Source organism: Paraburkholderia tropica (genome assembly GCF_900109265.1).
GTDB classification, from domain to species: domain Bacteria; phylum Pseudomonadota; class Gammaproteobacteria; order Burkholderiales; family Burkholderiaceae; genus Paraburkholderia; species Paraburkholderia tropica.
This window is the reverse complement of record NZ_FNZM01000012.1, coordinates 48,619-73,791: the sequence shown is the minus strand read 5'-3', so window position 1 is coordinate 73,791 and position 25,173 is coordinate 48,619. Positions and strand designations below refer to the sequence as shown.

Here is a 25,173-nt window from a genome sequence, read left to right as displayed (position 1 = left end):
GGCAGTGAGCGTCGCTAGCGTTCGTCGGCCGGTGTTTTCGAGTCGACGGACGCGGAGGCCGACGCTCCGAGCGCCAGCGTGTCCTCCGGCCGATACTCGCTCGGCGGGACGCCCAGCTCGCGGCGGAACATGTCGCTGAAACTGCTGGGCAAAAAGCCGAGCAGGCGCGCTACGGCGCTCACCGACTGGCCTTCCGCGAGCCGCGACACCGCGATGGCGAGTTGCACCTGCCGCCGCCATTGCGCGAAACCCACGCCCAGCTCGCGCGTGAAGAGGCGCGCGAGCGTGCGCACGCTCGCGCCCACCGACGCCGCATGTTGCTCGAACGGGATCTCGTTCGATGGATTGTCGATCACCGCGCGGCACAGCATCGCGAGGCGGCGATCGGCGCTGCCCGAGCTATCGGGCAAGGGAATGCGCAGCGTCGAGCGGCGCGCGTGGGCCAGTTCCATTCCCGCGAGACGCGACGCGGCGGCACGCCAGGCGTCGTCGCGATCGTGCTCGCGTTCGGCGAGATTCTTGATCAGTTCGCGCAGCAGGCCGTCGACTTCGAACACCTCGCAGCGCGTGCTCAGATGCGGGATGTCGTGCTCGTGCAGATACAGATTGCGCATCTCGACCGCGCTCATCATATGGATCGCGTGCGGCGTGCCGGGGGGCAACCAGACCGCGCGCTGCGGCGGCACCACCAGCGCTTCGCGGCCCGCTTCGACCCACATCACGCCGGAGACGGCATACAGCACCTGCGCCCACGTGTGCGAATGCGGCTCGATCTGCAGGCCACGCGGATAATGGCGCGCGAGCGAGCGGGTGTGGCCGGGGGCGTCGTCGAGGGTGGGTGGGGTGGCTTGAGGCATGGGGGACGTGCGTCTTGCGTGCGTTCGTGCGTTAGTGCGTTCGTGCGTTTGGTACGTGGCAGGCGATAGCGCCGATGCAATACGCTAGCACGGGACGCGGCCTTTAGCGCGTTCGGGCACACAGGAAACGGCGGCGCGGTGCTCGACCTTGCCGCCGTTTTTTATTCTGGCTTTGCGATAACGATATGTATAGCTGATTAATTGTCAATCGATCCGCTATCGCGCAGGCATGAATACTCAATTATCAAACGTCCCCTGATACTCCGGCGCTGCATCTTTACGCGTATTCAATTCGAACATCACGCCGCCCGGCGCGCGGCAAAAGAAGCGCGAGCCGCGCCCGTTATTGAACACCTCGGTTTCCATCTGCACGCCTTCGGCCTTGAATCGGGCATAAAGCTGTTGCAGGTCTTCGACGTTGGGCAGCTCGAAGCCGACATGAAAATTCCCCGGCCAAACCGGCGTTTCGCTGCTCGAGTGGTCGATCACCACGTCATAACCGGGGCGTTTAAGAATGTACGACTGCTCCCACGATCCGGCGATCGTGAAGCCCAGATAGCGTTCGAAGAAGCGCGCGGTGGCGGCGGTATCGGAAGAAGGGAAGCTCAGATGGTTGAGCTTCATGATGTGCGTGACGTCGGTCATTGCGGGTCTCTTTGCGGTGGCGACGGCCCCATGCCGTGTTCGCCCGAGGAGTTCAGAATATAAGCAAATGCTCGCATTCGATACTCGCATTGAGCGCACGTCTCACTGGCATCGAAACGCCGGCAAAACAAGAGGTATTCGCGGTTATGACGTGAACACGGCGAGTGAAAAGCTCGCGTTCACGGCACCGTTTTCGAGGGCGCGGCGGCTTCGATCAGCGTCATCAGATGCGCGCGCGCCGGTTCGCTCACGTGTTTCGACGTCTGTTTCGGATCGACGCGGCTCACCACCACGAGATCGAGCGACGGCACCACGATCGCGTACTGGCCGAGATGGCCGTCGGCCCAATAGCTCGCGATCTGCGGGGCGCTGGCGGTGTTTCCGGCGGTATCGACGGCATCGGCGGGCGTGCTCGTCCACCACATATAGCCGTAGCCACCCCACGGCGTGTTCGAGCCGGGCCGCGTCGATGCCTCGACCCAGGCGGCGGGGACGATCTGCCGGCCGTTCCAGCGTCCGTCGTTGAGATAGAGCCAGGCGAAGCGCGCGAGGTCGCGTGTGCTCATGTCGATCGGGTAGGCGGGATAGCGCGTGTCCGGTTCGCCGGACGCGTATCGGCCATCGGACGGCGCATAGTCCTGCATGCCGATCGGGCGGGCGATTTCATCCGCGAAGGCCGTGAAAATATCGTGGCCCGATTGCTGCCGGTAAATCCCGCCCAGCGCATTGAAATCCCAGTTGTTGTAGCACCAGAACGCGCCGGGCGCGTGGCTGCCGCGCGGCGGCTTGATGCGTTGCATCCACGGCGTTTCGTACGTGGTGGCGTGATAAACGCCCGAACGCGCTTCGAGCAGTTCGCGCACGGTGGCCTGGCGTTCCGTGGGCGTGAGCGCGGGCGCGTTGTCGTCGATGCCGAGTTGCGCGAGCGTGGCGTCGAGATCTATCTGGTGCTGCGCGACGGCGATGCCGATCAGCGCGCTCAGCAAGCTCTTGCGCACCGAGTAGAGCGGCGTTTTCGCCTGCGTGTCGCCCCATTCGTCCACGACCGCGCCGTGCTGGACGATCATCAGCGAAGTGGCGCCGACGCGACGCGCGTAGGCATCGGCGTCGGCGAGGCGGGCGGGAGACCAGCCGAGGCTGGCGGGATCGGCGTGACGCCATTGCGCGGCAGGAAAACGCGGCGCGTTCGTGGCGATACAGGTGGTGTCGTTGGCCGACTCGCTGGAAGTGGCGGGCGTCGTCGCGTGCTGCTGTGTCGTGCAGGCGAGCGGCAGCGCGGCCAGCGCCAGCCACACAAGCGGTTTGAAAGTGTTCAAGCCGGACGCTCCTGGGGAAACGATCCGGCCATCATAGTGCGCTTTCGCGGCGGCGCGCCGATGACGCGCGCCGTTCAGGCACAGCCGCACTCAGGCGCCGAAGCCGCCGTCGATCGTATGCAGCGCGCCGGTGATGCCGCTCGCATGCGGACCCGCGAGATAGCCGACGAGGCTCGCCACGTCCTCGGCCGTGCCGTGACGCTTGAGCGCCATGACGCTGTGCATCATGCTCGCCATCGGGCCTTCGGCGGGGTTCATGTCGGTGTCGGTCGGGCCCGGCTGGACCACGTTCACGGTGATGCCGCGCGCGCCGAAATCGCGTGCGAGTCCGCGCGCCATGCCTTGCAGCGCCGACTTGGTCATGCCGTAGGCCGTGAGTCCCTCGAACGGGATGCGGTCGCCGTTGACCGAGCCGATCGCGACGATGCGGCCGCCGTCGTGCATCAAGCGGGCCGCTTCGACGCTAGCGTGATACGCGCCGCGCACATTCACGTCGAGCATGCGATCGACGGCGTCGGCGTCGATCGTCAGCGGATCGCCCACCACGAGCAGCCCGGCGTTGTACACGAAGACGTCGAGCGGTCCCGCTGCCTTCACGGCGGCGATCAGCGCGTCGCGGTCGGCCGCGTCGGCATGGACGGCGCTCGCGCCGGTTTCCTTCGCCAGCGATTCGGCGGCTTCGCGCGAACCGGCGTAGGTGAAGCGCACCTGCGCGCCGCCTTCGGCGAAGAGCTTGACGATGGCCTTGCCGATGCCGCGGCTGCCGCCGACGACCAGAACCGATTTGCCTGAGAACTGCGTCATGATGGATGACCTCCTTGAATTAAAGTAGTGACCACTATATATTTCAGGTTCGGGTAAGGCAAGGAATTTTTATAGTGGTCACTAATTTAAATTCAGGACGCAAGCCAGGTCGTGGCCGGCCGCGGGTTTTCGACCCGGAGGCTGCGCTGGAAATCGGCGAGCGGATGTTTCACGAACACGGCTACGACGCTGTGGGGCTGGCCGCGCTCACGGAGGAGCTGGGCATCAAGGCGCCGAGCTTTTACGCGGCGTTCGGCAGCAAGGCGGCCTTCTTCGAGCGCGTGATGGAACGTTACGCGCAAACGGCGTTGCCCGCCGCCGATCTGCTCGCGCCGGGCCGCCCGCCCGCCGATGCACTCGCGGATCTGCTCGAGCGCGCGGCGCGCACCTACGCGAAGGACCCGCGCCGACGCGGCTGTCTGGTGCTCGAAGCGGCGCGCGGCGCGGGCGACACCGAAAGCGCGGTACTCGCGCGCCGGGTCGCGCAGGAACGCCGCGACGAGATTCGCGCCTACGTGGCCGCGACGCGCCCCGAGGCCGCCGACGCCGTGACCGATTACGTCGCCAGCGTGATGTCGGGTCTTTCGGGCAGCGCGCGCGAAGGCATGAGCGAGGCGCGTCTCGCCGCCGTGGCGCGCGCGGCGGCGGGCGGCCTGCACGCGCTGCTCGGCTGAGCGTTTCGGCGTTCTGGCGTCGATAAAACAGCGCTGGCGGTGAGCGTGCATCGTCGCGTCATTTAATCAGTCGAGCTGATTATTTTGGCGATCCCGACCGCGCTCGCGGACCGGGTTGTCCTCCTTGTGTCCCACCGGGCAAGAAAATTGCTACCTCAACGGCTTCGGGCGCGGCCGCCGTAGCCGCATCCGTTCAAACCCCGTACACCGATTCCAAACATGTCCGGTACTATGGAGCCAGTTGCCTGTCTTGCGCCGCCGCACCGCAGCATCGCCGTGCGGGCGGCCCGGGCAGGGCAGTCCAGGTTCCGATGTGCAGGTGCAGTGAAGCCGGCCCATTGAAGTCGTTGCAGAATTCAGCTGCAGTGAAGCGACGTCGATGAAGCCGGGTCAGTGAAGGCGATTCGTGCGTTTTCGGCCCATCCGTACTGATCAGTCCGTCGCCAACGGCCCCTGGCCATCGGTAGCCATCGGTCGATCGGGCGGAAGACGCGAACCCCAAGGAGACATCCCGCATGTCCGCAGTGCAGTCCCAAGACAACCTGGCGAGCGAGGCATCCGTGCGCGATCTGCGCCGGGTCCCCATTCATCCCGACTTCTGGTACCCCCTCGCGTGGTCCAAAGAGGTCAAGCGCGGCAAGGCGCACGGCGTGCATTTCGCCGGCGAGCCCATCGTTCTCGCGCGCACCGAATCGGGGCGCGTGTTCGCGCTCGAAGACCGCTGCGCCCATCGACAGGTGCCCTTGCACGCGGGCGTGGTCGAAGGCGAGGGCATTCGCTGCGGCTATCACGGCTGGACCTACGACTGCAGCGGCCAGTGCGTCGACATTCCGTACCTCGGCCGCGAGCGCCTGCCCAACGGCGTGCGCGCGTATCCGTGCCGCGAGGCGCACGGCATGATCTTCGTGTTTCCCGGCGACGCCACGCTGGCCGAGCAGACGCCGTTTCCCGAGATGCCCTCGGTCACCGACAAGGCGTACAAGACGCGCCGTTTCGGGCGTCCCGTCAAGTGCCATTACTCGTTCATGCACGAGAACCTGATGGACATGAACCATCAGTTTCTGCACCGCCGCCAGATGGGCCAGATGCGCGCGCGTTCGCTCGGCCGCCGCCGCGGCGAGAACTGGATCGAAGTCGATTACACCTTCATGCGCGAGGCGGGCAAGCAGCCCGCGGGCGAGGCGCTGGTGTTCGGGTCGAGCAAGCGCAGCGAAGACCAGAGCGACAGCAGCGTCATGACGATCCGCACCGGTTATCCGTATCAGACCTTGCAGATCCGTTCGAGCGAAGACTCGCTGGTGATGGACCTGTGGATCGTCTACGTGCCGCTCGACGCGCAGCAGCGCACCAATCGCACCTTCGGCATGCTGTCGATCCGCAAGCCGAAGGTGTCGTTGCTGCTCGACGCCGCGTGGCCGCTGCTGGTGTGGTTCACGGAGCGCATCTTCAAGGAAGACCGCGCGATCGTCGAACTGGAGCAGGCCGCGCACGACAATCAGGGCGCCGACTGGAATCACGAGGTGTTTCCGGTCATCAACGAGTTGCGCGACGTGCTGCGCAATTGTGGCGCACGCACGGTCATTCCGATTCGCGCGGTGGAAGATCTCGCCTGAACGGGCGGCGCTCCGCGTAACGCGTTTCGTGCCGTGAACGAGGTCCAGCGGGTAAGATATTCCGCTGGACCTTTTTTGCGCGCCGCGCCTTTCACGCCGATGAACGCCACGCCACTCGCCGTGCCCGACAACAGCCCCGAAGGCGTCTACACGCGCGGCGCGAAGGCCGCGCGCGAATGGTGGCGCGTCTCGCTGTCCGAGCGCGCGAACATGTTTCGCATCGAGCATGGTCATGGCGAGGACGGTGCGGGTCAGGTGGATATCGACACCGTCGTCGACCTCGACAATCTCGAAGCGAAACTGCTGAAGTGGCGGCGCGAAGGTTTCGTTTCCGCCGCCGATCACGAAGACGAGGCGCGCGCCGCACAAGTGGGCAGCGCGTTCGCGGCGGATCTGCAACGCGCCGCACAGGCGGCCCGCGAGGCGCGCGAAGCCGCGCGCTCACTGAGTTCGGCGCAACGTACCGTGCGCATCGGCAACGTGGATATGCCGGTTTCGACCGATTCGAGCGATGCGAATGCCGCGCTCGTGCCGCGCATCAACGACGCGTATCTCTTCACGCCGCGCGCGGACGACATCGCGCTCGATATCGTCGAAAACCGCCGCGTGATGCTGATCGGTCATACCGGTTCGGGCAAGACCAGTTTCGTCGAGCAGGTGGCGGCGCGCACGGGCCACGGCGTGCTGCGCGTGAACATGAACGGCCAGACTACCGTCGGCGACTTCGTCGGTTTCTGGACCGTGAAAGGCGGCGAAACCCTGTGGGTCGACGGCGTGCTGCCCGTGGCGATGCGCGCGGGCTACTGGCTGATCATCGACGAACTCGATTTCGCCGAGCCGTCGATTCTCGCGGTGCTCACGGCCGTGCTCGAACCGGGCGGGAAGCTGCTGCTCAAGGAGCGCGGCAACGAGATCGTCACGCCGCATCCGTCGTTCCGGCTGTTCGGCACGGCGAACGCGGCAGGCGCGATGAGTGCGTACCGGCATCTCTATCAAGGCGCGAATCTGCTCAACGAAGCCTTTCTCGACCGCTGGCGCGTGTATCTGTTCGATTATCTTTCGAACGATGAGGAAGCCAAAGTATTACTGCGGACCTTGCCCGCGCTCACGCCCGCGCTGGCGCACACGCTCGCGGCCATTGCCGCCGACTGCCGCGCCGCCTTCGCGCGCGAGGATCTGGCGAGCGCGTTTTCCACGCGGCGTCTGCTCGACTGGGCCGAACTGATGCTGCGAACCGGCGACGCCGAGCGCGCCGCCGCGCCCGCGATCTACTCGAAGGTGAGCGCCGAAGACGCCGCGTTGATCCGCAGCATCATCCGCCATCACGCGATCTTCGATGCCGCGCCCGACGGGCAACCCGCAGCCTGAACGCGGCGCGCCATGCAGACCGCCCAGATCGACGAACTCGAAGCGCGCCTCGGCAAGCTCGCGCGCGTGCTGACGGGCGAGCCGCGCGTGACGGTGTCGATGGGGGCGGGCGGCCCGCGCGTGGAGCGCGAGCGTTTCGTGCTGCCGACGCATCAGTCGACGAATGATCCCGCTGCGGGAGCCACGCACGACGAAGACCTGCTGCTCGGCTATCTCGATCTGCTGGCGGCGCGCTGGCGTCATAGCGCGATCAGGCGGCTCGACCTCGCCGAAGCGGGCGTGACGGGCCGCATCGCGCAAGCGGTCGAGGACCGCCGCGTGCTCGCGCGCCTGCTCGCCGATTATCCGGGCGCGCGCCGTTACGTCGAGCGCTGGCGCGCGCAGTCCGCGAAGGAAGCGGCGCAGCGCTGGCAGACGCTCGCGTGGCGAGAACGGCTCGTGTGGGCGATCGAGCGTACGCTCTGGAACGAACCGCCGACGCTAAGCGGTCCCGACGCCGATACGCTCGCCGCCGCGCTGCGCGTGCTCGAAGGCGCGGGCGGCGCGTTCGAGACGGCGCGCGCGAGCGCTTCGACCGCGCAAAGCGTGCAGGCCGCACGCGCCATCGTGGCGGGCGTGCGCTCGCTCGCCTCGGCCGGCGCGAACAACATGATGCAGACGGCCGGTCCCGATCAGACCGTCGACGAAACGGCGCTCGCGCGCGAACTCGACGGCTTCGGCGAGCACGACGATCTCGCGTTCGCGCTCGATCTCGACGGCGCCGATCCCGCGCGGCAAGCCGATACGCAGACGCCCGGCCAGACCGGCGAGGCGCGCAACGAGGCCGTGTCCGCGCCCGGCGCGGCGCTGTCCGAAGCGGATGCCGCCGCCTCGCCGCGCGCCATCGACGCGGCATCGGCGCCCGGCAAACCGTCGCGCTCGATCCCGCTCACCACGGCGTTCGACGTGATCACCGACCTCACCGGCAGCGGCGACGCCACCGCCTGGCGCAAGCTGCGCGCGCTGGCCCGCGCGGAAACCGGTGCGCTGAAAACGCATCTCGAACGCACGCTCAAAGCCGACGAACTCACGCACTGGAAGCGCGAGCAGGAGCGCGGCGAGATCGACCGCGCGGCGTTGGCGCGGCTCGCCGTCTCGCGCGGCTATCGCACGCCGTTTCGCGTGAGCACGCGCGCGAGCGGGCGCGACGCGGCCGTGACGCTGCTGCTCGATCTCAGCGGATCGATGGCGGGGCGCAAGATCGAACTCGCGCGCCTATGCGCGGCGGCGCTCGCCGACGCGCTCGCGCAACTCGATTTCGAGGCCGAAGTGCTGGGCTACAGCTCGATCGACTCGCCGGCGATGCGCGCGCACTACGAGCGCGAACGCGCGGCGCACGCCGATCTGCGCGGCTATAACCGCTTCGTGGAACGGCTCGATCTGCGCGTGTTCAAGCGCTTCGATGCGCGCGACCTGAGCGGGCTCGCGCGCATCGAATGCGGCCACGAGAATCCCGATGGCGAGGCGCTCAGTTGGGCCGCCACGCGGCTCATGGCGCGCAAGGCGCGGCGGCGTCTGCTGTTCGTGCTCTCGGACGGCTCGCCTTCCACGAGCGACGGCGATCCCGCCGTGCTGCGCCGCGATCTGCATGCGCGCGTGGCCGAGGTGCGCGGGCAGGGCATCGAACTCGTCGGCATCGGCATTCAGGACGACGCGGTGGAAGCGTTTTATCCGCATTCGGTGGTGGTGCGCAAACTGCACGAATTACCCGCCGTGGCCTTCGCCACCCTGAGCCGCATGCTCGCGCGGCGCACGCGAGAAGCCTGACGACCCCGAACCCTGTGCCACCGCTGTTGCGTGCGCGCCGCGCTTTTCTTGCGATGCGGCAAAGCGTGTTTTAACCTTGTGCGTCTCGCCGGTCGTCTGCGGCTGCTTTCGGGCGGTTCGTGATTCGACTGAACAAACCCCTTGAAACAAGGCTTCGGACATGCCCGCTCCCCATCCGAGGACCCGCGAAGATTACGACCGCCTCTATTACCGGCTCGAACTCGAGCCCGGCGCGAGCGCGGCCGACATCAAGCACAACTATCGCCAGCTCGCGCAGATTTTCCATCCCGACAAGTGGCGTCATCCCACGGCGGCCTCGCTGCATTGGGCCGACGAGCAGTTCAAGAAGATCAAGGAAGCGCGCGAAGTGCTCGAAGGCTACTGGCTCGCGCATCACGAGGCGCCCGCGAGCCGTACGGCGCTCGGCGAGTCGCAGCTCGCGGATGCGCGCGGCCAGATGCGCGATCTGCAATTGCGGCGCGAACGTCTGCGTGGCGAAATCGACGCGATGCAAAGCGAGCAGGCACGCGGCGTCGCTGAACTCACGCGCATGCAGGCCGAGCGCGAACGGCTCGCGAGCGAGCTGATTCAGTTGCGTGACGAAGTGTCGAGAGCGCGGATGCGCGAGGCCGCGCGGCGCGATATGGAGCGCATGCAGGAACGCACGCAGCAACGCACGCGCGAGCAAGCCGCCGAGGCGCAGGCGCAGCGCGAGCGCGATGAGGCGGCGTTTGCCGCGCAGGCGGCGTCGGAGGCGGCCTCGCACGCCACGCGCGACGCCGCGATGACCGCCGGTCCGTGGCCGCCCGCGAAGCATGCGGTGCGCGACGCGTGCTTTGGGCGTCTCGACGATCCGTCGCGCGGCTGGCTGATCACGCTGAGCGGCATCGTCGTGGCGATGATCGTGCTGTTCGTCGTGGCGCACCGGATCGTGTTCAGCGTGTTCGACGCGACGGGCGGCTGGCGCTGGCTCGGCGACACGTTGCAAGCCGTGTTGATTGCGGCGGGCGTGGTTTTCGCGGGCGGTTTTGCTTGGGCGCAGCGTCACTTCTATCGTGCGGATCGCGCTGGACGCGCGCACGCCGTCGCGCTGCCCGCGCCCGAAACGTGGCGGCGCGTGAACGCGGCGCTGCGCGGCACGGGCCGTTATGGCGCGACCTGGCAGATCGAATCGTGCACGCTATCGCCGGGCGATTCCGGTTTCGATCTGCGCGCGGTCCTCACTTATTCGACGAAAGCAGTCGCCGATTCACAGGCGCATCAGACGCTGCGCGTTCACTGCCGCGCGCAGCAAACCGATGCGCAAGAGACGCGTCTCGCATGGGGTTTCACCGTCGAGGCGCCGACGTGGTGGCTCGTGCCGGCCGCGAAGATCGTGCGCGATCTGCGTCGGCGCGTGGAAGCGGAGCTTGCGGCGCGCGTTTGATTTACCCGGTTGATTCAATCTTCCTCGACCGCGCCGCGCCGCGCGTCGATCTGCTTCATGTTGTCGAGCAGCTTGAGCAGATAGTGCAGCGTGTGCGTCATGTCGTCGACGGAAAAATTCCCCAGCACTTCCTCGTAATACGCCTGAATCTTGGGCGTGGCCTCGTTCAGCCAGAGCTTGCGGCCCGATTCGCTCATGCGCACCCGGCGCGAGCGGCGGTCCTGCGCGTCGGGCGTCGCGCTCAGATGCCCGTCGCGCTCCATGCGGCTCAGCAGCCCTGAGAGATTCTGGCGGCTTACCAGCAGATAACGCGCGAGTTCCCCCACGCTCATGCCGTCGCGTGCTTCTTCGCGCGAGAGTGCGCCCAGCACCGCCCATTGCTGCGTGGTCAGCCCTTCCTCTTCCACCGCTCGCGTGCCCGTTTTATGCAACATATTGGCGGATTGATAAAGACGAAAGAACAGCCGGTTCGCCAGTTCGAAGCGCGTCGCGTCCTCCGATTGAACGGTATTTTCCGGGGTATTTTTCGTTGATGACAAAGGGTTTCTCCTGATGATGCCGCGCTTGCCGATGTCGGATGGTCTGCCTAGTATACGTCAACATATTGACGTAATTGGTGCGAGCTACAAGAAGGCGCCAACGTCGACGGACTCCATGGTAACAACCTCGCCACGCAAGGAGGCGCGATGAAACGGTTCGAAGGCAAAACGGTCGTGGTCACGGGCGGCGGAGGCGGCATCGGCGGCGCGGCGTGCCGGCGTTTCGCGGCGGAGGGCGCGCGGGTGGCGGTGCTCGATCTATCGCTCGATGCCGCGCAGCAGGTGACCGCGCAGATCGTCGCGCAAGGCGGCACGGCGCTGGCGCTGCACGGCGACATCACGGTGCGCGCCGACGTGAACGACGCGATCGCGCAGATCGAGGCGAAACTCGGACCGGTCGATGTGCTCGTCAACAACGCGGGCTGGGACGTTTTCAAACCGTTCACGAAGACGACGCCGGTGGAATGGGAGCGGCTCATCGCCATCAATCTCGTCGGCGCGCTGCATCGGCACCATGCGGTGCTGCCCGGCATGGTCGAGCGCAAGCGCGGCAGCATCGTCAATATTGCTTCCGATGCGGCGCGCGTCGGTTCCTCGGGCGAAGCGGTGTACGCGGCGTGCAAGGGCGGACTCGTGGCGTTTTCGAAGACGATCGCGCGCGAACATGCACGCCACGGCATCACGGTGAACGTGGTCTGTCCGGGGCCGACCGATACCGCGCTGTTCGCCGACTACAAGGAAGGCGCGGGCAATCCGGAGAAACTGCTCGAAGCCTTTCAACGTGCGATTCCGCTCGGACGCATCGGCCAGCCCGACGATCTGCCGGGCGCCATCGCCTTTTTCGCCAGCGACGACGCGCGCTATATCACGGGCCAGGTGCTGAGCGTATCCGGCGGCCTGACCATGGCCGGCTGACACGCGAACGTGCACGCACGCGGCACGCCATCACCTCACCAGGACTCGACGATGCAATACGACGACATTCTCTACGAAGTGCGCAACGGCGCGGCATGGATCACGATCAACCGGCCCGAGAAGATGAACGCGTTTCGCGGCCGCACTTGCGACGAGCTGATTCACGCGATCAATCGGGCAGGCTATACGCGCGAGATTGGTGCGATCGTGCTTGCAGGCGCGGGCGAGAAAGCGTTCTGCACGGGCGGCGATCAATCGGCGCACGCTGGGCAATACGATGGGCGCGGCACGATCGGCTTGCCGATCGAGGAACTGCACAACGCGATTCGCGACGTGCCGAAACCCGTGATCGCGCGCGTGCAAGGCTATGCGATTGGCGGAGGCAACGTGCTCTGCACGATCTGCGATTTCACGATTGCCTCGGAAAAAGCAGTGTTTGGGCAAGTGGGGCCGAAAGTTGGTTCGGTCGATCCGGGCTTTGGTACGGCGTATCTGGCGCGCGCGGTCGGCGAGAAAAAGGCGCGCGAGATCTGGTATCTGTGTCGCCGTTATCCGGCGGCCGAAGCGCTGGCAATGGGACTCGTCAACGCGGTCGTGCCGCACGATCGGCTCGACGACGAAGTGCAAAAGTGGTGCGATGAAATCATGGAGAAGAGCCCGACGGCGATTGCCATCGCCAAGCGCTCGTTCAATATGGATACCGCGCATCAGGCGGGTATTGCGGGCATGGGCATGATGGCGCTGAAGCTCTATTACGACACCGAGGAGTCGCGCGAAGGCGTGAAGGCGTTCCAGGAAAAACGTCCTCCCGAGTTTCGCAAGTACGCGAAGTAAAGACGTTTTCAAATTAATCTGGATTCCGTAATGATGTCGTGATTCAGGAGCGCGCATGAACCCCTATATCGACGAAGATCTCGCGGCGCTCGCCGAACACGCGCAGCGTTTCGCGCAAGGGCGCGTTGCACCCGGCTTTCTGGAGCGCGACCAGACGCGCGTGCTCGATCGCGATCTGATGCGCGAGATGGGCGAGATGGGTTTTATCGCGCCCGAACTGCCCGAAGCGTTCGGCGGGCAGGGATTGGGCTGCCTCGCGGCGGGCGTGATTCACGAAGCGATCGCGGCCGCCGACCTGAGTCTTTCGTACATCAACCTGCTCGCGTCGCTGAACGGGCAGATTCTCGCGCAGTACGCGCGTCCCGAACTCGCGCGGCCGTGGCTCGAACGGCTCACGCAGGGCCGCGCGCTGCTCGCCATCGCACTGACCGAACCGCGCGGCGGTTCCGACGCGGCGAATCTGCGTCTGAAGATGGAGCGCGTGGGCGACCACTACGTGCTCAACGGCGAAAAGACCTCGATTTCCGCCGCCGATCAGGCCGACGCCGCCGTGGTGTTCGCGCGCAGCGGCCGCGTGGAAGACGGCGCGCGCGGCGTGTCCGCGCTGCTCGTGCCGATGGATCTGCCCGGCATCACGCGCAATCGTTTCGATTGCCACGGTCAGCGTGCGATCGGGCGCGGTTCGATTTTCTTCGACAACGTGCGCGTGCCCGTCGATCATCGGCTGGGCGACGAGGGCAAGGGCTTCGTGCAGGTGATGCAGGGCTTCGATTTTTCGCGCGCGTTGATCGGCTTGCAGGTGCTCGCCGTCGCGCGAGCAAGCCTCGAAGAGACATGGACTTACGTGGCGCAGCGCGAGGCGTTTGGCAAGCCGCTGGCGGCGTTTCAGGGGGTCTCGCATCCGCTGGCCGAATACGCGACGCAAGTGGAAGCGGCGCGCCTGCTGTGTCTGCAAACGCTCTGGCTCAAGGATCGCGGGCTGCCGCATACGGCCGAAGCCGCCATGTGCAAATGGTGGGCGCCGAAGCTGGCCTACGACGTGGTGCATCAGTGCCTGCTGTCGTTCGGCCACGGTGGCTACGACCGCGGACCGATGGAGCAGCGTCTGCGCGACATCCTCGGTTTCCAGATCGGCGACGGCACCGCGCAGATCATGAAGACGATCATCGCGCGCGCGAACGCAGGGCGTGGGGCGGTGCCCGCGTAGCGCGCAAGATGGTCAGAAGATCTGGCGGAACACCCAGTACAGCGCGGCGGCCAGCGCGATGGAAGCCGGCAGCGTGAGCACCCACGCCAGCGCGAGATTGCGAATGGTGCTCCATTGCAGTCCTGAGCCGTTCGCGGCCATGGTGCCCGCCACGCCCGAAGCCAGCACGTGCGTGGTGGAAACGGGCAGGCCGTAGACGTCCGCCATGCCGATGGTGAGCATGGCCACCGCTTCGGCGGACGCGCCCTGGCCATAGGTCAAGTGCTGCTTGCCGATCTTCTCGCCGACGGTCACGACAATGCGCTTCCAGCCGACCATCGTGCCGAGACCGAGCGCGATCGCCACCGCCACTTTCACCCACGTCGGGATGAATTTCGTCGCGTGGTCCATCTGCTTGCGGAAGTCGTCGAGCACGGCGGCGTCGGCGGGCGCGAACGTGGGCGCGTGGGCCTTTTCCATCAGGCGGATCGCTTCGGAGGCCACGTACATGTTGTTGCGCACGTTGTCGACGATCACTTCCGGCACCTTCGCGAGCGAACCCGAAAGGCTCACCTGGTCGCCGATGGTGTCGGTCAGCGCGCGCAGCGCGGGCAGCGTTTGCGGTTGCAACTGGCGCGTGCGCACATACTTTTCGACCTCGGCGCGCGGATCGGCGGGCGCGGCCACGAGCGCGGCGGCAGGGTCGGGCGGCGCATAGTGCGCGAGCGTGAGCGAGGCGGCGCGCGCCGACGCCACGAAGGCCTCGGTCTGCTCCGGCGTTACCGCCTTGTTGAGCGCGTAGGCGGTCGGCACCACGCCGATCAGAATCAGCATGATGAGGCCCATGCCTTTCTGGCCGTCGTTCGAACCGTGCGCGAACGACACGCCTGTGCAGGTGCAGATCAGCAGCACGCGAATCCAGAACGGCGGCGGCTTGGCCGCTTCGGGTTCGCGATAGAGGCGCGGCGCGCGCACGGCGAACTTGAGCGCGAGCAGCACCAGCGCCGAGAGCACGAAGCCCACCACCGGCGAGAACAGTAGCGCCTTGCCCACGCCCGCCGCCTGGGCCCAGTCCACGCCGCTCGTGCCGGACGGCCCGCTGATCCACTGGTTCATGATGCCCACGCCGATGATCGAGCCCACCAGCGTGTGCGAACTCGACGAAGGCAGCCCGAAATACCAGGTGCCGAGATTCCACACGATCGCCGCGATGAGGAGCGCGAACACCATCGCGAAGCCTGCGCTGCTGCCCACCTGGAGAATCAGTTCGACGGGCAGCAGTTGCAGGATGCCGAACGCGACCGCGCCGCTCGACACCAGCACGCCCAGAAAATTCCACGCGCCCGACCACGCGACGGCGACATGCGGTTCGAGCGAGTTCGTGTAGATCACGGTAGCGACCGCGTTGGCCGTATCGTGAAAGCCGTTCACGAATTCGAAGCCGAGCGCGATGAGCAGCGCGAGGCCGAGCAGCACGAAGGGCAGCGCGGAACTCTCGCGCACCGCGTGCAGGTCGAGAAACAGATGATCGAGAACGTAGAGGGTGCCGATGGCGATGATCGCGAAAAACAGGACGATCGCGAAGTGGCGGCGGCGCGGTTGCGCGCGCAAGGGGCGAGTTGCGGGAGGTAAGGGAAGGTCCGGCATGACGGTGCGCTTGAGCGAACTGGGGCAAATGAGTTCAGACTGGTTTGCCTCGCGCGCGCCGCGCCGTGAATCATCGCGCATGACAACGCGGTTTGCGAACGTCGTCAGCGCAATCGGGAGCAATCGGGAGCCGCTCGATCGAGACGGGCAAGTGTCGCATATCGACCGGAATCGCCGCGTCAGCCTGGCCGCGCGCCGATATGTCCCTGCGGCGCGACGCCCGTGGGGCGTGGCGCCGCGCGGATTCGCGTCGTATTGACGCGCCGCCTCAGAACAGGAACGCGATGCCCGCCATGCCGACGAACTGCGAGTGCGTGCTCGACGGCGTGCTGTTCTGCGAATCGCCCACGGCCGGCGTCGCGTCGACGATGTCGCCCGCGCCGTTCGCGCCCAGCGTCTGGCCGCTCGCGTGCTGATAACCCTGCAACGCGTAGAGCGAGGTGCGCTTCGAGAGGTGGTAGGTTTCCTTGAGCGACACCTGCTGATAGCGCGCGGCGCTGCTGATGCCGTTCGCCTTCGAGGCCATCGTGTACGCGTAGCCGCCGCCCACGTCGAACGCCGGCGTGAAGCGGTAGACGGCCAGCGCGGCCCACGTGTTGAAGACGGCCGTATCCGCGAAGATCGACTTGCCGCCCGGCAGATATTCGACGTTCGAATACGAGGCGCCGAGCGTGAGATTGCCGATCGCGTAGTTGCCCGCCACGGCAATATGCTGCACCGCGCGCGCCGACACATAGCCCGTATTCAGCGAGGACTTGCCGAAGCTCGCCGTCGACGAGGTGTCGAAGCCGCTCGTCAGCGCGGCGTTGTCCATGCGCAGGTAAGCGGCCGCGAGCGAGATCGGGCCGTTCAGGTAGCGCAGCGCGGCGCTCCACGTCTGCCCCTTGCCGGTGCTGCCCGCAATGCCGCCGAATGCGTACATCGCGCTTGCCTGCAGGCCGTTCCACGAGGGCGTGGTGTAGATCGCCGAGTTGTTGATGCGCACGGTGGTGTCGAGGCCGTCGATATCGCCCGGGTGCGCGCCCGTTGCGCCGGTCAGCCAGTTGCTGCCCGTGAGCGGACCGACGAACTGGTAGTAGGGCGTGTACTGGCGGCCCATCGTGAAGGTGCCCGCGCTGCGGTTTTGCAGACCCACATACGCCTGGCGGTTGAAGATCAGGCCGCTCGATTGCATCGCGCCGGTGTTCGGATCGAAACCGTTTTGCAGATCGAAGATCGCGAAGGTGCCGCCGCCGAGATCTTCCTTGCCCTGGAAGCCGAACTTCGAGGCGTAGACGTTACCCTGGCGCAGATAGACGTTCGATTTGCCGTTCTGGTTGTTCACGTAGGTGATGGCGTCGTCGATGGCGCCGTACAGCGTGACGCTGCTCTGCGCGAAGGCGGGACTGGCGATCAGGGCAGCGCCGGCTGCGAGGAACAGGCCGGGACCGAAGGCGGATTTCTTCATCGTTGTGCGTCTCCAGGAAAAGTAGGAATACTTATTGTTATGTGCTTTTTCGAGCACTTATAAGTTCTGTGCGAGAAGTGGGCGCGGCAAGTGCCGCGCCGGTGTTGCGTACTGTGCTTGTGCTTCGATGCTTCGTTGATTACTTCTGCGACTGCGCACGCTGACGCGCCTGCGCGGCGAGACGCACGGCCGCGTTCGGCGCGCCATAGCCGTCGTAGCCGCCGCGCCGTTCCACGAGTTCGAGGAAGAAGCGCTGGTCGAGCGTCTCCGTGTAGGCGTGCAGGAATTCGCCGCCGCGTTCGTCGCGATCGTAGAGCAGATTGTGTTGACGCAATGCGTCGAGGAAATCGCCGCGCAGCGCGAAGCGCGCGTCGAGATCGTCGTAATAGTTCGCGGGCACGCGCAGCAGCGGCACGCCCGCCGCTTCGAATTCCGTCACCGCGCGGAAGATGTCGGCGGTCGTGAAAGCCACGTGACTCAGGCCGCTGCCGTGATACGCGCGCACGGTTTCGGCAGCCGCCGTGTGCTGATCGACCGACGCGTTGAGCACCATGCGCAGGCCGCGATCGGCGCTGAACAGGGCGCGGCTGCGCACGAGACCATACGGATCGGGCAGCATCACAGGCGCGCTGGCCTGCAAACCGAACACCGATTTGAGGAACAGCACCCACGCGTCGAACGAACCGGCGGGCAGCGAAAGACTCACGTGATCGATGCCGCTGATCGGGCCGACTTCGGTCGGACCGTCCACATCGGTGAGCACGAAGTCGGCTTCGAACAGCGTCGGCTGACCCGGTTCTTCGTTAACGAAATAGTTAAGACTGCCGTCCGGACCCTGCACGGCGGGCACCACGCGCTCGTTCGGCCCGACGCGGCCCGAGAACGGCTGATAGCCGAAACCGGCGGCGCGTTCGAGCGCCAGTTGCGCGTTGTCCACGCGCAGCGCGGAGGCGCACAGCGAGAGACCGTGGCGCTGGAAAAAGGCGTCGGCGAACGAATCGCGCTCGGCGTTCAGCACGATGGCCGCCGAGCCGTGCTGATAAAGCGTGACGTTCTTCGAGCGATGCTGGCCCGCGCGGCGGAAATGCAGCTTGCCGAGCCAGTCGGCGACCTGCGCGCGCGCCGTATCGTTCACGGCGAATTCGAGGAATTGCCACTCCGTGTGCGTGGGCGCAGCAGGCGGATGATAGAGCGGCGCGGCATGCGCGGTGTCGTGTTCGGCTTCCAGCGTGTCGCGCGTGAGCGCTTCGAGCAGCAGCAGCGAACGATGGCCGTCGGCGGCCGTGGCCGCGGGCGGCGCGCCGCGAAAGCCGTCGTTGAAGATCTCGAGCGAAAGCGGACCGGTGTAGCCGCTTTTCACCACTTGCGCCGTGAAATCGGCGAGCGCGAAGTCGCCCTGACCCGGGAAGCAGCGGTAATGGCGGCTCCATTCGAGCACGTCCATCTGCATTTTGGGCGCGTCCGCGATCTGCACGAAGCCGATGCGGCCGCCGGGAATCTGCGCGATGGCGTCGGGCGTATCGTCGAGCGAAAGCGTGTGGAAACTGTCGAGCGCGAGCGTGAGATTCGGATGATTCACCGTATTCACGAGCTGCCACGCATGGCGGTAGGTCCGCACGTGACGGCCCCATGCGAGCGCTTCATAACAGGTCACCACGCCCGCTTCGCCGGCCGCCTTCGCCAGCGCGCCGAGCTGTTCGGCGACGAGCGCGTCGTCGGTGATCGTGTCGGGCGAGACGTTGCTGCAGACCAGCATGCGGTCCGTACCCAGTTCGTGCATTACGTCGAACTTGCGCTTGACGCGCTCGACGTTGCGCGCGAGGCGCTCGGCGCTCACGCCCTCGAAGTCGCGGAACGGCTGGTACAGCACGATATCGAGGCCCAGATCGGCGGCCATGCGGCGCACGTCGGCGGGCGAGCCTTCGAAATAGAGCAGGTCGTTTTCGAAGATTTCCACCGCCGTGAAGCCCGCGGCACTGATGGCGGCGAGCTTCTCCGCGAGCGTGCCGCTAATCGAAACAGTCGCGATCGAGCGGCGCAGGGGCGCGGGAGCGGAGGCGTGGGGCAGCTTGGACATGGCGTAAATGCAGCAATAACTGTAACCGGTATGAGCCGTACGACCCGGGCCGGCGGTGCGGATACAGATGCCCGCCGGAGTGTCGCAAGAATAACCAAACTAACCAGTTAGTACAAATTCGCGGAAACCCCAGGGTGACCCCGGGGCGCGCGCGCGGCACACTGGCGGCCATGCGTGGGATGCCATGCGGCCAATCAATCTCAAGAATGTTATTAGGCGCCGTCTTGTGTTGAGAATCAACCGCAGCGAATTTCGACCGAAGATTCCGCGCTTGCCAAACCGTTGTTGTGCGCTGTTGTGGAGTGTGTGATGCAATTGCCGTCGGTACTGGTCCTGAACGGGCCGAATCTGAATCTGCTGGGAACGCGGGAACCCGCGATATACGGGGCGGAAACCCTCGACGACGTGGCGCGGATGTGCCATGACGCGGCGGCCCGCCTTCATCTCGAAGTCGATTTTCGGCAGTCGAACGCCGAGCATCAGCTGATCGACTGGCTGCACGAGGCGCGCACGCGCGTCGACGGCATCGTCATCAATCCGGCGGCCTATACGCATACGTCGGTGGCGATCGCCGATGCGCTGTCCGCCATCGCCAAGCCCGTGATCGAGGTCCATATTTCCAACGTTCACAAACGCGAGGCCTTCCGGCACCACTCGTTCGTCTCGCCGATCGCCGAAGCGATCATCGTCGGTTGCGGCACGCAGGGCTACGTGCTCGCGCTCGAACGCATGCAGACCTTGTTGACCACGAAATTCGCGAAGCAGGTGACGCAATGAGCCAGCACGACAGCAACAAACCGCGCTCGTTCCTTTGCGGCCTGATCGGCAAGGGCATCGGCGGCTCGCTCACGCCCGCGATGCACGAGAAAGAAGGGCGCGAACTCGGTTTCAACTACGTCTACCGTCGCATCGATCTTGACGCGCTCGAACTCACGCCCGCCGCGCTGCCCGAGCTGCTGCTCGCCGCCGAGCGCATGGGCTTCGACGGCCTGAACATCACCTATCCCTGCAAGCAGGCGGTGATCGAGCTGCTCGACGAACTCTCGGACGACGCCCGCGCGCTGGGCGCCGTCAACACGGTGCTGCTGCGCGACGGCAAGCGCATCGGCCACAACACCGACTGGTCGGGCTTCGCGAGCGCCTTCAGGCGCGGCCTGCCCGACGTGTCGCTCGAATCGGTGGTGCAACTGGGCGCAGGCGGCGCGGGCGCGGCGGTCGCGCACGCGGCGCTGCAAATGGGCGCACGCGCGCTCACGCTGTTCGACGTCGACGCCACGCGCGCCGACTCGCTCGCCGCCGAACTGCAGGCGCGCTTCCCGCAGGCGCGCGTGAGCGCGGGCGGTTCGCTCGAAGCGACGCTCGCGGCGGCCACCGGCCTGATCCACTGCACGCCGACCGGCATGGCCAAGCTGCCGGGGCTGCCGCTGCCCGCCGAGTATCTGCACGCGGGCCTGTGGGTGGCCGACATCGTCTATTTCCCGATCCGCACGGCGCTGCTCGAAGCCGCCGAGGCACGCGGCTGCCGCACGCTCAGCGGCGGCGGCATGGCGGTCTATCAGGCCGTGGACGCTTTCCGCCTCTTTACCGGCGTCGAGCCGGACGCGGAGCGCATGTACGCGCATTTGCAGTCGATGCTGGCACCGGGCGCAGCCCAGGGCGCCGGCCAATAACAAGCCGGGCCAATCCGGCCATTAACAGGAATGGAGACAGACATGGCACCTCCCGTATCCACGGGCCGCGACGCGCCGACGCTTTCCTCGACGTCCGCCGCAGGCGCAGTACGGCGCTCGAAAGCGCGCTATCGCATCCTCGGCCTGCTCGCCGTCGGCACCATGATCAACTACCTGGACCGCACCGTGCTGGGTATCGCGGCGCCGCAACTGACCAAGGAACTGGGCATCAATGCGGCGCTGATGGGCCTCGTGTTCTCGGCGTTCTCGTGGAGCTACGTGGTCGCGCAGATTCCGGGCGGCGTGTTTCTCGACCGCTTCGGCAGCAAGCTCACGTACTTTCTCGCGATGACCTTGTGGTCGACCTGCACGCTGATCCAGGGTTTCGTCGGCAGCGTGGGCGCGCTGTTCGCCTGCCGGCTCGGGCTGGGTGCGGCCGAATCGCCGTGCTTTCCGACCAATAGCCGCGTGGTGGCGACCTGGTTCCCGCAGCACGAACGCGCGTTCGCGACCGGCACCTACACCGTGGGCGAGTACATCGGCCTCGCGTTCTTCAGCCCGTTTCTGTTCGCGCTGATGGGCGCCTACGGCTGGCGCTCGCTGTTCTACGTGGTGGGTGCGGCGGGCATCGGCTTCGGCTTCGTCTGGTGGTTCCTGTATCGCGAGCCGCACGAGCACCCGGCGGCCAACCGCGCCGAACTCGATTACATCGAGGCGGGCGGCGGCCTGGCGAAGCACGAACGCAAGGCTGCGAAGGAAGAGGCCGCCGCCGAACAGGCGGGCGACAAGAGCGCGAAGAAGGGCTTCGACTGGCGTCTCGCGGGCCAACTGGTGCGCCGCCGTCAGCTCGCGGGCATCTGCCTCGGCCAGTTCGCGGGCAACTCCACGCTCGTGTTCTTCTTGACGTGGTTCCCGACCTATCTCGCCACCGAGCGCCACATGGGCTGGCTCAAGATCGGCTTCTTCGCGATCATGCCGTTCATCGCCGCCTCGATCGGCGTGATGTTCGGCGGCACGTTCTCCGACTGGATGCTGCGCCGCGGCTACTCGGCCAACGTGGCGCGCAAGCTGCCGATCATCGCCGGGCTGCTGCTGGCTTCGACGATCATTCTGGCGAACTTCGTCGAAAGCAACGTGACGGTGATCGTGATCCTCTCGATCGCGTTCTTCGCGCAGGGCATGGCGGCGCTGGGCTGGACGCTGGTCTCCGACATCGCGCCGGCCGGCATGCTGGGCCTGACGGGCGGCATCTTCAACCTGGCGGCCAACCTCGCGGGCATCATCACGCCGCTGGTGGTTGGGCTGATCGTGGGCGTGACGGGCTCGTTCGTCTGGGCGCTGGTGTTTATCGGCGTGATCGCGCTGATCGGGGCGGCGTCGTATATCTTCATCGTCGGCGATATCAAGCGGATCGAGCTGGTGTGATCGGTCTGGTGCGCGGCTTCGTCGAGGCGTCAATGAAACCTCGATGAAGCCGCGCCGAAAGCGCGCTGCAACGCGGCGGCAAGATCGGCGAAATACCGCTGCAAGGCCGCTGCAATCCGCGCGCCGCGCGCCTGCTCCAGACGGCCTGCGGAACACCGGCCGGCTTGGCCCGGCCTCGCGGGACGCGGCGCCCGCCATGCTAGAATCGGCCGCATCCCTCCCTCCCTGCGGTCCACAACAACGATATGGCAAGACCGGCGGCTTCGGCCGAACGCAACGACGCTCAATCCGAAAGCCGGCGCAAGTACGATCCGGAGCAAACCAAGCGCAACATTCTGGAAGTGGCGACCGCCGAGTTTTCGGCGATGGGGCTGTCGGGCGCGCGCGTGGACGCGATCGCCGAGCGCACGAACACCACGAAGCGCATGCTGTATTACTACTTCGGCAGCAAGGAAGGGCTGTACGAAGCGGTGCTCGACAAGGTCTACGGCGACATCCGTGCGCTCGAACAGGACCTGCATATCGACGAACTCGATCCCGAGGAAGGCCTCAAGCGCCTCGTCGAATTCACCTTCGACTACCACGACCGCCATCGCGACTTCGTGCGCCTCGTGACGATCGAAAACATCCACGGCGCGAAGTACATCGAGCGGCTCAAGACGTTCCGCACGCGTAACGCCAGCGTGATCCGCACGATCGAGGATCTGCTCGCGCGCGGCGTGGCGGCCGGCGTGTTCCGCACCGATATCGACCCGATCGACCTGCACTTGCTGATCAGCTCGATGTGCTTTCATCGCGTGGGCAACCGCCACACGTTCGGCGCCGCGTTCGGCCGCGATCCGTCGCATCCGCGCCTGCGCGCGCGTCATCGCGAAATGGTCGTGGACGCGGTCGCGCGCTTCGTGCGCAAAACGGATTAAGCAAGCGTTTCAAGCCCGTCGCGGCGCACACCCGAAGGCGATGTCAGCCCGGACGAGCCGAGCGAGCGTGCCCGCCGCGCTTTGCTGCTATATCGAAAAACGCGCTCAGCGTTGCCGCGCCGCCTCGTCAGGTAGTGTCCTCATCGCATAAAAGTGCTCAAACGCATTACACTACGCCCCGGAAGCCCGTGTGACGGGCCTTCGCCGGGGCGTCTGTGCGCTCGCGCACCTTGCGCGGACGGCAAACGCCGCCTCCCGCCGCCAACCGGAAAAGCCCAAGCGTAATGAGCACAGCCATGCCCCGTTCCGGCTCAGCCGGCCTGCCGCGCCAGACCCACGGTCGCTACACACTCGGGACGCGCATCGTCGTGAGTTTCGGCTTGCTGTTCGTGCTGATGCTCGCCACGGCCGCCCTCTCGTGGGACCGCCTGCGCGCCATCGACGACGAAGCCCTCAGCCTGTCGCACGATTCCGTGCCGGGCCTGTTCTACTCCACCTCGATGCGTGCCGCCGCCAATCAGACCTACGCGCTGGTCGAGCGCGCCGTCTTCGTGGAAACCGATCCGGCCGCCGTGGCGCGCGTCCTCGCGCAACTGCCGGTTGCCGTCAACCAGGCCCAGCAGGACGCGGCGCACTACGAGGCCTCGATGTACGACGCCGACGACCGCGCGCGCTTTCAGCGCTTTCGCGATGCGTACGGCCGCTATCTGCCGCAATTGATGGCCATCGCGCGCCAACTGCCCGCGCAGCGCGCCGCCGCGCAAGGCGCCTTCGTGCAGCTCGACGCGAGCTGGCGCGAAGTGATCGACGCGGCCAACGTAGTCGTCGACGAAAACCGCCGGCGCGCCGACGAGTCCGCGCGCGCGATCCGCAGTTCGGTGACCGGCACGGAAATCACGCTCGCCACGGCGCTCGGCGTCGTGCTGCTGGCCTCGCTCGCGACCGGCTATCTGCTCTATCGCGCGATTACGCGGCCGATGGGGCGGCTCGTCGAAGTCCACGATGCGATGCGCATGGGCAATCTTTCGCAGCGTCTGGAGCTGGGACGCAAGGACGAATTCGGCGTGCTCGAAGACGGTTTCAACCGCATGAGCGACGAACTCGCGAGCCTCGTGGCGCAGGCGCAGAAGTCGTCGCTGCAGGTGACGACCTCGGTGGCCGAAGTGGCCGCGACCTCGAAGGAGCAGCAGGCGACCGCGAGCGAGACGGCGGCCACCACGACCGAGATCGGCGCGACCTCGCGCGAGATTTTCGCCACGGCGCGCGACCTCGTGCGCACGATGGGCGAGGTGGCGACCGTGGCCGAGCAGTCGGCTTCGCTCGCCACCACGAGCCAGAGCGGCCTCACGCACATGGAAGACACCATGCGCAGCGTGATGGAAGCGGCGGGCTCGGTGAACGCCAAGCTCGCGATCCTCAACGAGAAGGCCGTCAGCATCAACCAGGTGGTGGCGACCATCACCAAGGTCGCGGATCAGACCAATCTGCTGTCGCTGAACGCGGCGATCGAAGCCGAGAAGGCCGGCGAATACGGCCGCGGCTTCGCCGTGGTGGCGACCGAGATCCGGCGACTGGCCGACCAGACCGCGGTGGCGACCTACGACATCGAGCAGACCGTCAAGGAGATCCAGTCGGCGGTCTCGGCGGGCGTGATGGGCATGGACAAGTTCGCGGAGGAAGTGCGCCGCGGCATGCACGACGTGCAACTGGTGGGCGGGCAGCTTTCGCAGATCATCGGCGCGGTGCAGACGCTCGCGCCGCGCTTCCAGGTGGTCAACGACGGCATGCAGGCGCAGGCGACCAGCGCCGAGCAGATTACCCAGGCGCTGATCCAGCTTTCCGAGGCGGCGCAGCAGACGGCGGAGTCGCTGCGCCAGTCGTCGCAGGCCATCGACAATCTGACGCTCGTGGCCAACGAACTGCGCACGGGCGTGTCGCGCTTCAGGATCGAGGCGTGACGCGGATGACGACGCCCATGATGACGCGCCGCTGAACGGAGCCGCG

21 protein-coding genes are annotated in these 25,173 nt (G+C 66.3%); 13 read left to right on the top strand and 8 right to left on the bottom strand.

Going from position 1 to position 25,173, the window contains the following annotated elements:
- Positions 1–14: 14 nt before the first annotated feature.
- The 4 genes from BMY06_RS20800 to bdcA all read right to left on the bottom strand — a co-directional run bounded on the left by BMY06_RS20800 (position 15) and on the right by bdcA (position 3,622).
- Positions 15–857, bottom strand: coding sequence for an AraC family transcriptional regulator (locus BMY06_RS20800; protein ID WP_065063481.1), 843 nt, complete (start codon positions 855–857; stop codon positions 15–17).
- Between the two features lie 237 nt (positions 858–1,094).
- Complete coding sequence (locus BMY06_RS20795) at positions 1,095–1,502, bottom strand: VOC family protein (RefSeq protein WP_173816847.1); 408 nt, start codon at positions 1,500–1,502, stop codon at positions 1,095–1,097.
- Between the two features lie 179 nt (positions 1,503–1,681).
- Positions 1,682–2,818, bottom strand: coding sequence for a serine hydrolase domain-containing protein (locus BMY06_RS20790; protein ID WP_074984918.1), 1,137 nt, complete (start codon positions 2,816–2,818; stop codon positions 1,682–1,684).
- 90 nt (positions 2,819–2,908) lie between these two features.
- A complete protein-coding gene (gene bdcA / locus BMY06_RS20785) occupies positions 2,909–3,622 on the bottom strand; it encodes an SDR family oxidoreductase (protein WP_065063484.1) in 714 nt (237 codons plus the stop codon).
- Between the two features lie 164 nt (positions 3,623–3,786).
- Between bdcA and BMY06_RS20780 the strand changes: the two genes are divergently transcribed.
- The 5 genes from BMY06_RS20780 (at position 3,787) to BMY06_RS20760 (ending at position 10,509) form a co-directional block, all read left to right on the top strand.
- Positions 3,787–4,296 (top strand): TetR/AcrR family transcriptional regulator, encoded by a 510-nt coding sequence (locus BMY06_RS20780; protein WP_080180478.1) that lies wholly within the window; start codon positions 3,787–3,789, stop codon positions 4,294–4,296.
- A 515-nt stretch (positions 4,297–4,811) separates the two neighbouring features.
- Entirely contained in the window at positions 4,812–5,909 is a 1,098-nt protein-coding gene (locus BMY06_RS20775) for an aromatic ring-hydroxylating oxygenase subunit alpha (protein ID WP_065063488.1), read from the top strand.
- Positions 5,910–6,008: 99 nt separating this feature from the next.
- Positions 6,009–7,277 carry an AAA family ATPase gene (locus BMY06_RS20770; RefSeq protein WP_074985155.1) on the top strand — a complete coding sequence of 423 codons (1,269 nt, stop codon included), beginning with the start codon at positions 6,009–6,011 and terminating at the stop codon, positions 7,275–7,277.
- 12 nt (positions 7,278–7,289) lie between these two features.
- A complete protein-coding gene (locus tag BMY06_RS20765; RefSeq protein ID WP_074984915.1) occupies positions 7,290–9,083 on the top strand; it encodes a cobaltochelatase CobT-related protein in 1,794 nt (597 codons plus the stop codon).
- A gap of 160 nt (positions 9,084–9,243) precedes the next feature.
- A complete protein-coding gene (locus tag BMY06_RS20760; protein WP_074984913.1) occupies positions 9,244–10,509 on the top strand; it encodes a J domain-containing protein in 1,266 nt (421 codons plus the stop codon).
- Positions 10,510–10,523: 14 nt separating this feature from the next.
- Here the strand turns inward: BMY06_RS20760 and BMY06_RS20755 are convergent, their stop codons facing one another.
- Positions 10,524–10,943 carry a MarR family transcriptional regulator gene (locus tag BMY06_RS20755; protein ID WP_080180489.1) on the bottom strand — a complete coding sequence of 140 codons (420 nt, stop codon included), beginning with the start codon at positions 10,941–10,943 and terminating at the stop codon, positions 10,524–10,526.
- 252 nt (positions 10,944–11,195) lie between these two features.
- Here BMY06_RS20755 and badH point away from each other — a divergent pair, with 252 nt between their 5' ends.
- The 3 genes from badH to aliB are packed head-to-tail and all read left to right on the top strand — an operon-like array spanning position 11,196 to position 14,004.
- The gene (badH, locus tag BMY06_RS20750) at positions 11,196–11,963 is read left to right on the top strand and encodes a 2-hydroxycyclohexanecarboxyl-CoA dehydrogenase (RefSeq protein ID WP_074984910.1); all 768 of its coding nucleotides are present in this window, start codon (positions 11,196–11,198) and stop codon (positions 11,961–11,963) included.
- Positions 11,964–12,014: 51 nt separating this feature from the next.
- The gene (gene badI / locus BMY06_RS20745) at positions 12,015–12,797 is read left to right on the top strand and encodes a 2-ketocyclohexanecarboxyl-CoA hydrolase (RefSeq protein ID WP_074984908.1); all 783 of its coding nucleotides are present in this window, start codon (positions 12,015–12,017) and stop codon (positions 12,795–12,797) included.
- Positions 12,798–12,852: 55 nt separating this feature from the next.
- A complete protein-coding gene (gene aliB / locus BMY06_RS20740) occupies positions 12,853–14,004 on the top strand; it encodes a cyclohexanecarboxyl-CoA dehydrogenase (protein WP_074984906.1) in 1,152 nt (383 codons plus the stop codon).
- A 12-nt stretch (positions 14,005–14,016) separates the two neighbouring features.
- Here the strand turns inward: aliB and BMY06_RS20735 are convergent, their stop codons facing one another.
- From BMY06_RS20735 to BMY06_RS20725, 3 genes are all read right to left on the bottom strand, one after another.
- The gene (locus BMY06_RS20735; protein WP_065063575.1) at positions 14,017–15,630 is read right to left on the bottom strand and encodes an inorganic phosphate transporter; all 1,614 of its coding nucleotides are present in this window, start codon (positions 15,628–15,630) and stop codon (positions 14,017–14,019) included.
- A 268-nt stretch (positions 15,631–15,898) separates the two neighbouring features.
- Complete coding sequence (locus BMY06_RS20730; protein WP_065063504.1) at positions 15,899–17,077, bottom strand: porin; 1,179 nt, start codon at positions 17,075–17,077, stop codon at positions 15,899–15,901.
- Between the two features lie 139 nt (positions 17,078–17,216).
- Complete coding sequence (locus BMY06_RS20725) at positions 17,217–19,118, bottom strand: bifunctional sugar phosphate isomerase/epimerase/4-hydroxyphenylpyruvate dioxygenase family protein (RefSeq protein WP_065063577.1); 1,902 nt, start codon at positions 19,116–19,118, stop codon at positions 17,217–17,219.
- Positions 19,119–19,463: 345 nt separating this feature from the next.
- On the opposite strand from BMY06_RS20725, the gene aroQ reads away from it, so the two are divergent.
- The 5 genes from aroQ (at position 19,464) to BMY06_RS20700 (ending at position 25,127) form a co-directional block, all read left to right on the top strand.
- Complete coding sequence (gene aroQ, locus BMY06_RS20720) at positions 19,464–19,931, top strand: type II 3-dehydroquinate dehydratase (RefSeq protein WP_065063506.1); 468 nt, start codon at positions 19,464–19,466, stop codon at positions 19,929–19,931.
- Positions 19,928–20,824 carry a shikimate dehydrogenase gene (locus BMY06_RS20715; RefSeq protein WP_080180479.1) on the top strand — a complete coding sequence of 299 codons (897 nt, stop codon included), beginning with the start codon at positions 19,928–19,930 and terminating at the stop codon, positions 20,822–20,824. The genes aroQ and BMY06_RS20715 overlap by 4 nt, the downstream gene beginning before the upstream one ends.
- A gap of 42 nt (positions 20,825–20,866) precedes the next feature.
- A complete protein-coding gene (locus tag BMY06_RS20710) occupies positions 20,867–22,249 on the top strand; it encodes an MFS transporter (RefSeq protein ID WP_074984904.1) in 1,383 nt (460 codons plus the stop codon).
- A gap of 245 nt (positions 22,250–22,494) precedes the next feature.
- Positions 22,495–23,169: a TetR/AcrR family transcriptional regulator gene (locus tag BMY06_RS20705; RefSeq protein ID WP_065063510.1), complete on the top strand. Its 675-nt coding sequence runs from the start codon at positions 22,495–22,497 to the stop codon at positions 23,167–23,169.
- A gap of 284 nt (positions 23,170–23,453) precedes the next feature.
- Entirely contained in the window at positions 23,454–25,127 is a 1,674-nt protein-coding gene (locus tag BMY06_RS20700; protein WP_065063512.1) for a methyl-accepting chemotaxis protein, read from the top strand.
- Positions 25,128–25,173 lie beyond the last annotated feature (46 nt).